Below are 13,385 nucleotides of genomic sequence, written 5' to 3'. Positions count from 1 at the left end.
GCTTCTCGGCGAACGTGCAGGTCATCGTGGACGCCGAGTCCCGCCTGGTGGTGGCCGCGGCCCGCCCGGTGCCCGGCAACACGGCGGACGCTAAGGCCTGGCGGGACTCCGGCCTGGCCGAGCACTGCCAGGGTGTGACGGTCCTCGGCGACGGCGCCTACATCAACACCGGTCTGATCGTCCCGCACCGCAGGCGCCCCGGACGGCCCCTGCTCAAGGGCGAGGAGGAGGACAACGCAGCCCACCGCAAGGTCCGCGCCCGCGTGGAGCACACCTTCTCCCGGATGAAGAACTACAAGATCCTCCGCGACTGCCGGCAGCGCGGCGACGGCCTCCACCACGCCGTCCAGGCCGTCGCCCGCATGCACAACCTCGCCCTCGCCGCATGAGCCGACGGACCAGCCGCGGGGTTCCGGCTGCGTGATCACGGCCTTCTGCAACACCCTTTAGGCCCAATACTGGTGATTTAGGTCGTTTTCCGGCTGGTTGAAGTGGCTCTGGTTGGCCCGACCAGCCGGACCGCCGGGGTGTCTGGCCGTGGTGGGCTGTGGTGCTCGGCTCGTTTGAGGGCCCAGTTGGACATCTTGCGTTTGATCACGCGGGGGTTGGAGCGCAACCATCGTGCGGGCAGCAGTCGTTCGGTGATCTCACGCAGGCTCTGGGCGATGGACCGGGCCAGTCGTGAGGGGGGAAAGCGCCGCCTGCCCGGTGACGTGGCGGCGAACGACGCGAAGGGTGCGGGTAAAGGAGATCCGGTCGGGATCGTGCCCTGCCTTGAGGGCGGCCTGGTGCATCAGGTCCCGCAGTGCGTGGTGGACCAGCAGGAACGCGAAGATCTCCTGTTCGACGCCGCGTGGGTGCTGGGAACGCAGCACCAGCCCTGGGACGCCCTGGTGGTTCTTGATCTCGTCCAGGGTGTTCTCGATCTCCCACCGCTGGGCATAGAGGGCGGCAAGCTCCTCGGCCGGTGCCTGCTGAGGGTCGAGGAGGGTGGTGATCAGCCGGTAGACGGTGCCGTCACCACCGCGTGGGCCGAGGGTGTACTCGATCACCCGCACCCGCTCGGGGTCCGCGCGCCGATAGTTGTCCCGCGCGGCGACGATCTCCGACAGGTAGGAGCCGTCGGCGAGGGTTTCCAGGACCGGCAGCACCACGACGCTGCGGACCCGCCACAACAGATCGGCGCCGCCCGCTTTTGCGGCCCGCCACAGGTCGAGGCCGCAAAAGCCCCGGTCGGCGAGCACAAGCATGCCCTTCGTCAGCGCGGGGAACAGCCGCTGGGCCAGAGCGGTCTCGTGGACCTTGAGTGGTCCGACCTCGGCCGCGAACACGACATGGGTGCCGCACTCGGCCAGAGCCGCCACCCTCGCCTGCGGATACGCACTGCGGCCCTGCCCGCGACTGGTACCGGGACACCCGAAGAACTGGGCGTTCGCAGCGGTGTCCGGAACGTCGAAGACTGTGCCGTCCACCGCGACCAGCCGCCACCGCCGATACCAGGCCCCTTGCGTCCGCGCGACCGCCACAGGCCGGCACACTCGGGCGAACAGAGCCCGCAACGGCTCCGGTCCAAGCCGCAACCGAGCCCGCCCGATCGCCGCCGTCGTGGGCACCCGCCAGGCGGTCGCCCACCTGCCTTCACGTTCCAGCCCCTGAACCAGAAGCCGGGCCACCTCTTCATAGCCCTGCCCGAAAAACAGACACATCGCCAGGACGAAGTAGACCACCACCCGTGCCGGCAGCAGCCGCGTCCGCTGCTCGACCCTGCCGCACTCGGCGATCACCTCGTCGACCAGTTCCGGCGGAAAAGCCCGCGTCAGCACCCCCAACGCGATCCGATCCGAGAACCGATCAACCCCCGACGACTTCACCTGACCCGGCCTTGGCACAACCCACCCAACGACCAGAACCCACCAAAGTCACCGGTATTGCCTTTAGACCGTGTATCGGAAGTGATTGTCGGCGGCCATTTCCCCGCTCGTGGCCACATGACGGGGAGTCAAGTGGCCGCGAATGATCACAGAAAGTCACCGGCCCGGGAGGACACCGAGTGGCGGATGTACAGAGCTCTGGTGGATCATGCTGAAGTCCGGCTCGGGCGGGCGTACGACGGGCGTGCGGCATGATGAGCCTGTGGACTTCGAGCCGTACCTGGGTGAGTTGGTCGCGTTCTGCTACCGGATGCTGGGTTCGTTCCACGAGGCCGAGGATGCGGTGCAAGAGACGCTGCTGCGTGCGTGGAAGGCCCGAGACCGGTACGACCCTGCGCGCGCGTCGGTGCGGACCTGGCTGTACCGGATCGCGACCAACGTGTGCCTGACCGCGCTGGAGGGGCGCGGGCGGCGTCCGCTGCCGTCCGGGTTGGGGATGCCGAGCGACGATCCCGGGGCGCCACTGGTGCCGGCGCTCGATGTCCCCTGGTTGGAGCCGTTCCCCGACGCGCGGTTCGACGTGGAGGGGCGGGTCGATCTGCGGCTCGCGTGGGTGGCGGCGGTGCAGATGCTGCCCGCGCGGCAGCGGGCCGTACTCGTGCTGCGCGAGGTGCTGGCGTTCACCGCCGTCGAGGTCGCCGAGCAGTTGGGGACCACGGTCGCGGCGGTCAACAGCGCGCTGCAGCGAGCCCGTGCCGCCCTTGCCGATGTGGACGATGCCGGTGCGGTCAGCGAGCCGGATGATCCCGAAGTGCGGGCGGTGGTCCAGCGATACGTGCAGGCGTTCGAGGCGGCGGATGTGCCCGCACTGGTGCGGCTGCTGGCCGACGACGCGGTGCTGGAGATGCCGCCGGTGCCACTCTGGTACCGGGGCAGCCGGGACTACGGCCGTTTCCTGGAGCGGGTGTTCGGGATGCGTGGCACGGGCTGGGTCATGCGGGAGCTCACCGCCAACGGGCAGCCCGCGCTCGCCGCTTACGCGCCGGAGCTCCGTCTGCACACCCTGCAGGTCTTCACCGTCACCGACGGCCAGGTCGCGCACAACGTCGTGTTCGCCGATCCGCGCGTCTTCGACACCTTCGAGCTGCCGCGCGAGATTCCCGCTAACCCGTTGCGCCGAGAGCGATGAGTTCAGGCGGTGCGGCCGGTAGATACCGGTGAGCACTGAACCGAAGGAGTCTCATCGTGAGCGTCATCGTTATCGAGTTCATCACCCTGGACGGGATCGTCTCCGACCCGGACGGGTCGGATGGCACGCCGCTGGGCGGCTGGGCGTTCCGGCATGGCCCGGAGGCGGTCGCCGGGGACAAGTTCCGGCTCGGCCGCACACTGGACGACGGGGTGCTGCTGCTCGGGCGCGCCACCTGGCAGCTGTTCTCGCGGCTCTGGCCGGGCCGCGACGACCCGTTCGCCGCGCGGATGAACGCCATGCCGAAGCTGGTGGCTTCCCGCACCCTGACCGACACCGACACATCGGCGTGGACGAACTCCCGGGTCGTGGAGGGCGACTTGGTCGACGCCGTCAAGCGCGAGCGACGGGACGTGGTCGTCACCGGGAGCCTGAGCGTCGTGGATCGGCTGAGGGCCGCGGACCTGGTCGACGAGTACCGGCTGCTGACCTTCCCCACCGTCCTCGGCGCCGGTCGGCGGCTCTTCCCGACCGACGACGGCCCTCACGCCGACCTGGAGTGCCTGGCTGCCGAGCAGGCCGGTGCCGCCGTCCTCACCCGCTACCGGCGGGCGGCCCGATGACCGCCCGCTTCATCGCCCTGTACGAGACACCCGCTGACCCCGCGGCATTCATCCGGCACTATCGCGACGTCCATATCCCCCTCGCACGCCAACTTCCGGGACTGCGCCGCTACACGATCAGCCGCGACCTGGTCGCCGTGCGCGGCGACTCCCCGTACTACCTGGTCGCCGAGCTGGAATGGGACACGATGGACGAACTGCACACCGCGTTCGCCTCACCCGAGGGACGCACCACCGCGGCCGACGCGGCGCACCTCCAGGAACTCGCCGCGGTCCGCAGCATGATCTTCACCGTGGACGAGAGCGTGCTGTAGGCGATCTCCGTGCACACGCTCAACATAACCGAGCGAGGCGGAAGAGCCCCGCATCAGCCCCTGCCCGCCAGGCAGCCGTCGACCAGTTCCGGGCGGCACTGGAGCCGCTTGAGCCGACGCTTCACGGCCCGAGTGATCTGACCGAGGTCCGCGGCAGCGAGGTTGCTGATCTCGCGTTTGACCAGCGACCAGATGCCCTCCTGCGGGTTGAGGTCAGGCGCGTAGGCGAGCAGGTGGAACACCATGAGCCACTCGGCGTTCGCCTCGATGAACTCACGCATGCCTGCAGTCAGGTGGAGGCGAAGGTTGTCCCAGACCAGCACGATCGGGCCGCCGAGCTGGAAGCGGGCTCGGACGATCAGGTCGCGGAGGTCCCGCCAGCCGAAGCCCTTCGGCTCGTCTTCTGGCGCGCGGCGGAGTCATCGACTGTCCGGCTTCATCCTCAAAGACGATCCAGGCGTTGCGCTCCGCCGCACAGCTCTTACCCGCGGCCAGGTCTCTTTCTTCCATACCTCGACCGCCGAGTCGTCCCGCTCGATCGCTCGCCGGGCGGGCTGCTGCCAGCTCCAGCCCTGCCGTTTCAGCAGCCGCCAGGTGCCCTCGACTGTGTAGGAGATGTGGAACATGCGGCCGATCAGCGTCTTGATCCGCGCCAGTGTCCACCGCTGGTCCTTCCATCCGTGGGCCAGCGGACCGTGCTCCAACTCACGTTCCAGTCTTGTGATCTGGTCCTCGCTGAGCCGACACCGTCCCGGAGAGCCCTTTTGACAGCAGCCCGGCCTGGCCGCACTCGCGCCAGGCGCGGCGCCATCGCTCCACCGACCGCTCGCTCACCCGCAGGGCGGCAGCGACCTCCGCGTTCTTCTCTCCGGCTTGGAAGCGTTCGACGGCATGCAGCCTTAATCGCTCCCGCGCGGCCCTACCCGCATCGGTCAGCCCGCCGCCCTGTGCATACCTCACGCATCAGAGCTACCGTCGCCGACAGCCCACTGCCAGGCGAACGGAACCGACATCACTCAATCAAGTTCAGTAGCGACTGAAACAGCGCGGCGTCACGAAGGCCAGCTCTCCACCCTCCACGCGGCCTGCGGTGCCCAGTCGGCCACGCCGTCACCACACCGTCTCGAGTCCGCTCACGCGATGCGGCACCGATGGGCCGCCGGTGCTGGCTCGAACGGCAAGCCTGTGGTCGACAGTGACCGTCCGCGCCGGAAGGTCTGGGGTTTCCGTCCGGGACGCGAGCAGGGCGAGTGCGGCCTCGGCGATCTGTCGTTTGTCCAGGGTGATGGTGCTCAGGGTCGGTGTGCTGAACGCGCCTTCCTCGATGCCGTCGAAGCCGATCACGGCGATGTCCTCCGGTACGCGCAGACCATGGTCGTGCGCGGCACGCATGGCGCCCAGCGCCAGCAGGTCGTTGAAGCAGAACACCGCGTCGGGTCTAGGGCGATGCGATAGCAACCGGTTCATGGCCTGGGCGCCGTCCGCGCGGTGAAAACTCTCCACGGGAGCCAGCATGGCGGGCTCGACGGACATGCCGTGTTCCGCGAGCGTCTGCCGGAAGCTGTCGAGGCGGAGTTGGGAGGTGGGGTGTGAACCGCGCGGCTGCGGGCCGATCGCGGCAATCGACTGCCTGCCCAGGCTGATCAGGTGCCTGGTCGCCAGGGCAGCCGCGGCGCGGTTGTCGACCACGACACGGTCATGCAGGCCGCTGGGGACGTGCTCCCCCAGCAGCACCAGCGGCACACCCTCCGTCCGCCGGGCAAGTTCCTCGGCCGGCATGGCCAAGGGGCTGAAGACCAGGCCGTCGCTTTGCTGGAGGAGCTCGCCCCGGAAGGTGCGCAGTTCGCGCTCCAGGCTCCCCTGAGTCTGGTCGATCAGGACGGTCAGGGAGCGCGGCTCGGCAACCCGGATCATGGCGTCCGCGAGCTCGGCGAAGTAGGGCGCGGTCAGGTCCGGCAGCGCCAGAGTGATCACCCCGGTGCGGCCCCGGCGCAGGTTGCGCGCCGCCACGTTAGGCCGGTAGCCGAGCGCCGCGACGGCCGCCTCGACCCGTGCACGCGTGGCATCAGTGACCCGGCCTGTCCCGTTGACCACATTGGACACGGTTTTCACCGAGACACCTGCCTGCGCAGCCACATCCCGAAGCCCCGGTGGGCGCATCCTGTCTCCCTGTCGTCCGGAAATTGCATCATTGCTGGTCAGCCGGAGGGCACTGGATGGGCACTCCGGGTGCGTCCTGGATACCCCCCGCGGACCGCGTGGTGGTGACCTTTATTGAATCGAGCCTGTACAACGTTTACCACAACGTTGTATCAATGGTGCCAGCTCACCGGAAGATCCGGTGGTGCACCCAACGTCCTCACGGAAATCGGCGGCGCGGGGCGGCCGGCTCGGCAGAGGCAGAGGAGTAGTCGTGGATGCAAAGCAGCATCCCCTGCATGGGCGCAGGGGACTCAGGGTCGCAAGCATGGTGCTCGTGGGCGGATTGGCCGTGGGCGCCTGTGCGGGCCAGGGGGCAGCGCACAGCAGCGGCGGCACGTCGGAGCAGGGCGGCAAGATCACCCTGAAGTTCTGGAACGGCCTGACGGGTGGTGACAAGGCCACCCTCGACAAACTGGTCGGCGAGTTCAACGCCTCGCACAAGGACATCAAGGTCGAATCGGACCCCATGCCGTGGGACGTCTTCTACCAGAAGCTTCTGACGAGCGTCAGCTCTGGCACCGGTCCGGACATCGTTGCCATGGACAGCGGCCAGATGCCCAAGTACGCGCACAGCGGTGTACTGCAGCCCGTCGACGACTTCTACTCTGCTCCCTCGTCCGGCTCCGACAAGCTGGTCAAGTACGCAGTGCAAGCCTCGAAGTTCGGCGGCAAGAACTACGGCGTGCCGTTGGAGACCGCGCCCATGTTGTTGTACTGGAACAAGACGCTCTTCCAGAAGGCCGGTCTCGATCCGAACAAGCCGCCGACCACGATGGCGCAGTTCGAGCAGTATGCCGCCAAGCTCACCAAGGACACCAACCACGACGGCAAGCCCGACCAGTACGCCCTCGCGATGGCCGACCACGAGACGGCTCCCGCGTTCCCGGTGGTGTTGTGGGCCGATGGCGGCGGCGTGGTGAGCCAGGACGGCAAGAAGGCGATGCTCGACGATCCGGCGACGGTTTCCGCGGTCGAGCACTGGGCCGACCTGTACCGGAACAAGAAGGTCTCACCCATCGGCATCAATGGTGGAGATGCAGACAAGTTGTTCCAGACGCAGAAGGTCGCCATGGAAATCGTCGGCCCGTGGGACACCAGCACCTTCACCCAGGCCGGTGTCAACTACGGCGTGACCATGCCATTCGCCGGCTCCCAGACCCAGACCACCGCGGCCATCGTCACCTCACTGGCCCTTACCTCCAGCAACCCGGCGGCCAAGAAGGCGGCTTACACGTTCTTCTCCTACTGGAACAGCAAGCAGTCCCAGCTGACGCTGGCGAAGGGGACCGGCTTTCCGGCCAACCGCACCGATGTCACGGCGAATGATCTGAAGGGCTACCCCTACCCGGCGGCCTTCGGTGCCCCGCAGGTGCTCAACTCCTCCCGGGCGTTCCTGCCGGGTCTTGCCAACGGGCCCGTGATCCAGGACCAGATCTTCTACCCCGCCTTGCAGCGCATCCTCAGCGGCAAGGGCAGCGTGGCGTCGGTTCTCAAGCAGGCCAATGCGGACGTGACGAAGCAGCTGGAGCAGACCAACTAACTTCGATAGTGGGCCGGGGACGCGCGTCGCCGGCCCACCGTCGCAGAGGTGAACGATGTCCACACAGACCACGCCGCGGCTCCCGGCTGCGGCCTCCGCCCCGCCATACCGCGGCAGACGGCGTCGCCGTCTCTCCTACCGGGGCCGGCAGGTACGGGCCGCCTGGCTCTTCCTCACCCCCAGTCTGGTGATCCTCGCCGTCTTCGTTGCCTGGCCGATGCTCCAGGCGGGCTACCTCTCCTTCACCCGTTACAACGTTTTGCAGCCGGCCCAATGGATCGGCCTTGGCAACTACCGTCAGATGCTCCATGACCCGGCCGTGTGGAGGGCGCTGAAGAACACGCTGGTCTATGCCGCGGTGAGCACCCCGGTGAGCGTGGTCCTGGCGCTCGCCCTCGCCCTGTTCCTCAACCGGGCCATGGCCCTGCGCGGATTCCTCCGCACAGCGGTCTTTCTGCCCTTCGTGGTCTCCCTCGGTGTGGTCTCCATCGCCTGGTCCTTCCTCCTCGACCCGAACATCGGGCTGCTCACCGACTGGTTGTCTCACCTGGGCATCACCACCCAGCAGGGGTGGCTGCAGGATCCGTCCTACGCCATGCCCGCGGTCATCGCGGTGGGTATCTGGAAGAACGTCGGCTTCTACATGATCATGTACCTTGCCGGGCTGCAGTCCATCCCCAGCGAGCTGTACGACGCCGCCCGCGCCGACGGGGCGGGTCCGTGGCAGCGGCTGCGCCACGTCACCTGGCCGCTGCTGGCCAACCAGACCATGCTCATCACGATCATGGCGGCGATCGCCACCCTGCAGGCCTTCGACCAGATTTACGTCATGACGCACGGCGGCCCGTTCTTCCAGACCGAGACGCTGGTGATGCTCGCCTACCGGCTCGGCTTCGAACAGAGCCAGTTCGGTTACGCGGCGGCCGTCTCCTGGGTGCTGGTCGTACTGGTCTTCGCGCTGTCGATGCTCCAGTTCACGTACTTCCGGAAGCGGGCGGTGTCCTTCTGATGACCATGACCCGACGCTCCCCCGCGGCAGCACGGTACGGCGACCCGCGCAACCGGGCCCTGGCAACCGCCTGGCGCATCGCCGTCACCGTCGCGGCGGTCGCCATAGCCTTCGCCGTGCTACTGCCGATCATCTGGATGGTCCTCGCTTCCTTCCGGCCCGAGAACGACATCGTCACCAGCCCCCCGACGCTGTGGCCGCGTGCCTTCACCCTTGCCAACTATCGGGAGATCTGGCACGCGATCCCGTTCGCCGGGCTCTACCGCAACACCATCGTGTTCGCCGGTTCGGTCACCATCATCTCGCTGTTTTTTGACTCCATGGCCGCGTACGCGCTGGCCCGACTGGAGTTCAAGGGACGCAACGCGGTCTTCGTGATCATCCTGATCATGCTGATGATGCCGTTCCAGATCACCCTGGTCCCGCTGTACGACCAGCTGAACCACCTCGGCCTGGTGGACACCTTCGCCGGTTTGATCGTGCCGCGGGCGACCAACGCGTTCGGCATCTTCTTCCTCCGCCAGTTCTTCCTGTCGCTGCCCCGCGACATGGAGGAGGCCGCGCGGATCGACGGTGCCTCGGAATGGCGCATCTACTGGCAGATTGTGTTGCCCCTGGCCCGGCCCGCGCTGCTGACCCTGGGGCTCTTCCACTTCCAGTACAACTGGAACGACCTGCTGTGGCCGCTGATCATGACGTCGAACAACAGCCACGCGACCCTGCCCGCGGGCCTGTCGCTCTTCATGGGGCAGCACGTCACCCAGTACGGGATGTTGATGGCCGGCGCCGTGCTCTCCCTGCTCCCGGTGATCCTGTTCTTCTTGCTCATCCAGCGAAGCTTTGTGCAGGGCATCGCCACCACCGGCATCAAGTAACGAACGCGAGGACTACCACCATGCCCCCCTGGTTCCGGGACAGCAGCCTGCACTTCGCCGTCGGCATCGAGGACACCTTCGTGCCGCAGGAGGGTGTCGGCCGCCGCAAACTCGACGAGTACGAACTCACGCAGCACTACCACCAGTGGAAGCACGACCTCTCCCTGGCCGCGGACGCCGGCGCGGACATGATCCGGTGGGGCATCCCCTGGTACCTGATTGAACCCTCCCCCGGCAAGTTCGACTGGGAGTGGACCGACCGTGTCGTGGAGCACCTGGGCAACCTCGGGCTGCGCTGCATCGTCGACCTGATGCACTACGGGACCCCGCTATGGCTGGACAACCAGTTCCTCAACCACCGCTACCCCGAGGCCGTGGCCTCCTACGCGGAAGCGGTAGCGGAGCGCTACCGCGGCGCGCTGGACTCCTGGACGCCGCTCAACGAGCCGATCATCAATGCGGTGTACTGCGGCGAGCAGGGGACATGGCCGCCGTATCTGAGGGGTGACGACGGCTTTGTGAAGATCATCACCCAGCTCGCCAAGGGCATGGTGCTGACCCAGCAACGGATCGCCGTCGCCCAGCCGGAGGCGACATTCGTCCACGTCGACGCCGGGTTCCGGTGGACAGGGCAGTGGCCTGCGGGTGAACTCGAGCACTTGGAGGAGCGTCGCTTCCTCGGCCTCGACCTGATCATGGGCCGCGTGGGCGCGGACCACCCGATGCGCGAACACCTCACTGCGCACGGCGTGACCGAGGCCGAACTCGCCTGGTTCACGGACAACTCGGTGACACCCGACGTGATCGGAGTCAACTACTACCCGGCGTTCACCACCTCCCGCCGCGACGCCGACACCGGCCTGCTCCAGCCCCAGGAGGCTGGCACGCAAGGGCTGGTGGACCTGCTGCACACATACGCCGACCGGTACGGGCAACCCCTCTTCGTCACCGAGACCAGCCGCGGCGGGCCGGTGGAAGAACGCCTCGACTGGCTGGAGCGGAGCGTGGCCACCGTGCATCGGCTGCGTGCCGAGGGCATGGCTCTGGTCGGCTACACCTGGTTCCCCTTCTTCGCCCTCGTCGACTGGCTCTACCGGGAGTCCACCGAGCCGATGGACCACTATCTGGTCCAGATGGGCCTGTACGACCTGGAACGCGACGCGGGCTCGGTCCTGCAACGACGGCCCACCGCCCTGGTGGACCGCTTCCGCGTCCTCGCCAAGGCCACCCAGGCCTGACGACGTCCGGGCAGTCCCTTTCCCCCGCCCACATCCCCTCAACCCACCTCAGCGATACAGGAGCGACGTGGTGAGCGCGCGCGATACGACGACCGTAGAAGGCCACTACCCCCGCCCGCAGTTGCGCCGGCCGCGGTGGACTGATCTGAGCGGGGTGTGGCAGTTCGCCTTCGACGACGAGAACCGCGGTGTCACCGCCCGCTGGCAACACGACCCGACCGCCTTCGACCGTACGATCACCGTCCCCTACCCCCCGGAGTCGCCGGCTTCCGGCATACGCGACACCGCTCACCACCCAGTCGTCTGGTACCGCCGTACCCTGCTGCTGCATCCGAAGGAACTCGGCGGCGACCGCGCCATGTTGCGCTTCGGCGCCGTCGACTACCGGGCCACCGTCTGGGTGGACGGCACCCGTGTCGGGGACCACGAGGGGGGCATGACCCCGTTCGCCTTCGACATCACCGACGCCCTGGACCCGGACACCGGCGAGCACACCGTGGTCGTCCGCGCCGAGGACCTTCCCGGTGACGCGGCGCAGCCCCGCGGCAAACAGGACTGGCAGGCCAGTCCGCACGTCATCTGGTACCACCGCACCACCGGCATCTGGCAGACCGTCTGGCTGGAGACCGTCCCTGCGAACCACGTCTCCGAGCTGTGCTGGACGACCGTCCTCGAACGCTGCGCGGTCCGCATGGAGGCGGGCATCCACCGCGCGCCGCACACCGAGGGCACCGACCTGCTCCTCACCGTGCGGCTGCGGCTGGCCGGCGAACTGCTGGCCGAGCACACCACGCTCGCCACCGACGACCAGGTCGACGTGGACATCCCTCTCCCCGCCCTGCGCAACGGCCAGGACCGCGACCGCCTGCTGTGGTCCCCCGAGTCGCCCACCCTCATCGACGCCGAGGTCCAGCTCGACAGCCGCGACGCGGAAGGAACAGTGCGCACGATCGACCAGGTGGCAAGCTACCTCGGCCTGCGCACGGTCGGCACCGGCGACGGCCGGTTCCTGCTCAACGAACGGCCCTACTACCCGCGCATGGTCCTGGAACAGGGCTATTGGCCGGAATCCCACCTCGCGGCGCCGAGTAGCGCGGCGCTACGACGCGAGGTCGAACTCATCAAGGAACTCGGTTTCAACGGCGCCCGGGTGCACCAAAAGGTCGAAGATCCGCGCTTCCTGTACTGGTGCGACCGGCTCGGCCTGCTGGTCTGGGGCGAAATGGCGGGTGCCTTCGCGTTCGGTCAGGAGGCAGTGCGCCGGCTGACCACCGAATGGATGGACGTCGTCCGCCGCGACCGCGGGCACCCCTCCGTGGTCACCTGGGTCCCGTTCAACGAGAGCTGGGGCGTTCAGGACATCGCACGCTCCCCTGCACAGCACAGCTTCGTCGAGTCGGTCGTGCACCTCACCCGGGCCCTCGACCCATCCCGCCCTGTCATCTCCAACGATGGATGGGAACTGCCGGACAGCGACCTGTGGACCATCCACGACTACGCCGCCACCGGCGACGAACTGCGCGAGCGCTACGCGACCGCGGCGGCCGTGGATGCGATGCTCACGCACGGCCGTCCCGGGGGCCGCCGCGTCGTTCTCGACCCGAACCCCGCCGATCCACGCGGAGGGCGCCCGGTCATGCTTACGGAGTTCGGCGGCCTCAGCTTCCGTCCCCAGGGCGAGGAATGGTTCGGCTACGCAACGGTGACCTCACCCGCAGAACTGCTCGAACGGCTCGACGGACTCACCCGGGCGGTCACCGAATCTCCCGAACTGGCCGGGTTCTGCTATACACAACTCACCGACACCGAGCAGGAGACGAACGGCCTGCTCACCGCCGATCGCACACCGAAGCTGCCGCCCGAGCAGCTCCGCCGACTGTTCTCGCGCCCCTCGGCCGCGATGCCCACCGAGGCGCTGGAACAGCACCGCCGCAGCGTCGGAGACACCCAGCCCGCAGAGCTCGCAGCAGCGCGGCGCGACTGAGCCCTCGACGGCACCCCACGCCTGGCCTTGACCTCTTCGGGACGGTCGGCCCCTGGCAGACCGACCACCAGGTGCGCGTCCTGCGCTATACCCATCGGCTGACACGGTTGAACGCGGCCGGGGATCGAGCGGGCCTGGCGGACGAGGTCATCAGGCTCGGCGAGGAGCGGCGTGGGGCTGGCGCGGGTGTGGCCGCTGCTGTGGCACCAGTGCGACGGCGACGAGCGGACTCCGGTCAACCTCGCCTGGAGCAGGTACACGGCGGCGGCCGTACGCTGGTCCCCGCATGCACAGTGACCCGAAAACCCACCTGAACTGCTGCCCGCACCCGCGGGGATGGTCCCCACCCGACCGAGATGATGGACTTCCTCGGGGCCTGCTCCCCGCACCCCCGGGGATAATCCCTATAACATCCCCGCGTCGAAGTCCGTGCAGGTCTGCTCCCGGGTCTGTGTAGCGAACGGTGGAACTCGGTCGGATGTTTTCAGCGGCGTCCGGCGGTGAGCCGGCCGTCGAAGGTGATGTCGAAGGCTTGGAGTG

General features: G+C 67.9%; 15 protein-coding genes. 10 read left to right on the top strand and 5 right to left on the bottom strand.

What is annotated here, in order from left to right; translation table 11 throughout:
- Positions 1-389: transposase family protein (locus ACIPM1_RS33075; RefSeq protein ID WP_402440967.1), on the top strand; the 389-nt coding region annotated here is incomplete at its 5' end.
- Between the two features lie 258 nt (positions 390-647).
- On the opposite strand, the gene ACIPM1_RS33070 is transcribed toward ACIPM1_RS33075, so the two are convergent.
- On the bottom strand, positions 648-1,889 hold the full coding sequence (locus ACIPM1_RS33070) for an IS4 family transposase (RefSeq protein WP_402440965.1): 1,242 nt from the start codon (positions 1,887-1,889) through the stop codon (positions 648-650).
- A gap of 190 nt (positions 1,890-2,079) precedes the next feature.
- Here ACIPM1_RS33070 and ACIPM1_RS33065 point away from each other — a divergent pair, with 190 nt between their 5' ends.
- From ACIPM1_RS33065 to ACIPM1_RS33055, 3 genes are read left to right on the top strand one after another with little or no spacing between them, the layout of a single operon-like run.
- A complete protein-coding gene (locus ACIPM1_RS33065) occupies positions 2,080-3,060 on the top strand; it encodes an RNA polymerase subunit sigma-70 (protein WP_402440963.1) in 981 nt (326 codons plus the stop codon).
- Between the two features lie 56 nt (positions 3,061-3,116).
- Complete coding sequence (locus ACIPM1_RS33060; RefSeq protein ID WP_402440961.1) at positions 3,117-3,683, top strand: dihydrofolate reductase family protein; 567 nt, start codon at positions 3,117-3,119, stop codon at positions 3,681-3,683.
- Positions 3,680-3,997 carry an EthD family reductase gene (locus ACIPM1_RS33055; protein WP_402440960.1) on the top strand — a complete coding sequence of 106 codons (318 nt, stop codon included), beginning with the start codon at positions 3,680-3,682 and terminating at the stop codon, positions 3,995-3,997. The genes ACIPM1_RS33060 and ACIPM1_RS33055 overlap by 4 nt, the downstream gene beginning before the upstream one ends.
- Positions 3,998-4,050: 53 nt before the next feature.
- On the opposite strand, the gene ACIPM1_RS33050 is transcribed toward ACIPM1_RS33055, so the two are convergent.
- From ACIPM1_RS33050 to ACIPM1_RS33035, 4 genes are all read right to left on the bottom strand, one after another.
- Entirely contained in the window at positions 4,051-4,320 is a 270-nt protein-coding gene (locus ACIPM1_RS33050; protein WP_402440958.1) for a transposase, read from the bottom strand.
- Positions 4,321-4,416: 96 nt separating this feature from the next.
- Positions 4,417-4,623 (bottom strand): winged helix-turn-helix domain-containing protein, encoded by a 207-nt coding sequence (locus tag ACIPM1_RS33045; protein ID WP_402440969.1) that lies wholly within the window; start codon positions 4,621-4,623, stop codon positions 4,417-4,419.
- Between the two features lie 79 nt (positions 4,624-4,702).
- Positions 4,703-4,957 carry a helix-turn-helix domain-containing protein gene (locus tag ACIPM1_RS33040; RefSeq protein ID WP_402440957.1) on the bottom strand — a complete coding sequence of 85 codons (255 nt, stop codon included), beginning with the start codon at positions 4,955-4,957 and terminating at the stop codon, positions 4,703-4,705.
- 150 nt (positions 4,958-5,107) lie between these two features.
- Positions 5,108-6,157 (bottom strand): LacI family DNA-binding transcriptional regulator, encoded by a 1,050-nt coding sequence (locus ACIPM1_RS33035; RefSeq protein ID WP_402440955.1) that lies wholly within the window; start codon positions 6,155-6,157, stop codon positions 5,108-5,110.
- 307 nt (positions 6,158-6,464) lie between these two features.
- Between ACIPM1_RS33035 and ACIPM1_RS33030 the strand changes: the two genes are divergently transcribed.
- The 6 genes from ACIPM1_RS33030 (at position 6,465) to ACIPM1_RS33005 (ending at position 13,142) form a co-directional block, all read left to right on the top strand.
- Positions 6,465-7,739, top strand: coding sequence for an ABC transporter substrate-binding protein (locus ACIPM1_RS33030; RefSeq protein ID WP_402440953.1), 1,275 nt, complete (start codon positions 6,465-6,467; stop codon positions 7,737-7,739).
- Between the two features lie 55 nt (positions 7,740-7,794).
- Positions 7,795-8,748 (top strand): carbohydrate ABC transporter permease, encoded by a 954-nt coding sequence (locus ACIPM1_RS33025; protein WP_402440951.1) that lies wholly within the window; start codon positions 7,795-7,797, stop codon positions 8,746-8,748.
- The gene (locus ACIPM1_RS33020) at positions 8,748-9,623 is read left to right on the top strand and encodes a carbohydrate ABC transporter permease (RefSeq protein WP_402440949.1); all 876 of its coding nucleotides are present in this window, start codon (positions 8,748-8,750) and stop codon (positions 9,621-9,623) included. The genes ACIPM1_RS33025 and ACIPM1_RS33020 overlap by 1 nt, the downstream gene beginning before the upstream one ends.
- 20 nt (positions 9,624-9,643) lie before the next feature.
- The gene (locus ACIPM1_RS33015) at positions 9,644-10,861 is read left to right on the top strand and encodes a family 1 glycosylhydrolase (protein WP_402440947.1); all 1,218 of its coding nucleotides are present in this window, start codon (positions 9,644-9,646) and stop codon (positions 10,859-10,861) included.
- A gap of 70 nt (positions 10,862-10,931) precedes the next feature.
- Positions 10,932-12,845: a glycoside hydrolase family 2 protein gene (locus ACIPM1_RS33010; RefSeq protein WP_402440945.1), complete on the top strand. Its 1,914-nt coding sequence runs from the start codon at positions 10,932-10,934 to the stop codon at positions 12,843-12,845.
- 171 nt (positions 12,846-13,016) lie between these two features.
- Positions 13,017-13,142, top strand: coding sequence for a hypothetical protein (locus ACIPM1_RS33005; RefSeq protein ID WP_402440943.1), 126 nt, complete (start codon positions 13,017-13,019; stop codon positions 13,140-13,142).
- Positions 13,143-13,385 lie beyond the last annotated feature (243 nt).

Origin of the sequence: Streptomyces sp. NPDC086766 (assembly GCF_044746005.1) — a bacterium.
In the GTDB taxonomy this organism is placed as follows: domain Bacteria; phylum Actinomycetota; class Actinomycetes; order Streptomycetales; family Streptomycetaceae; genus Streptomyces.
This window is presented reverse-complemented; position numbering and strand designations above follow the sequence as displayed.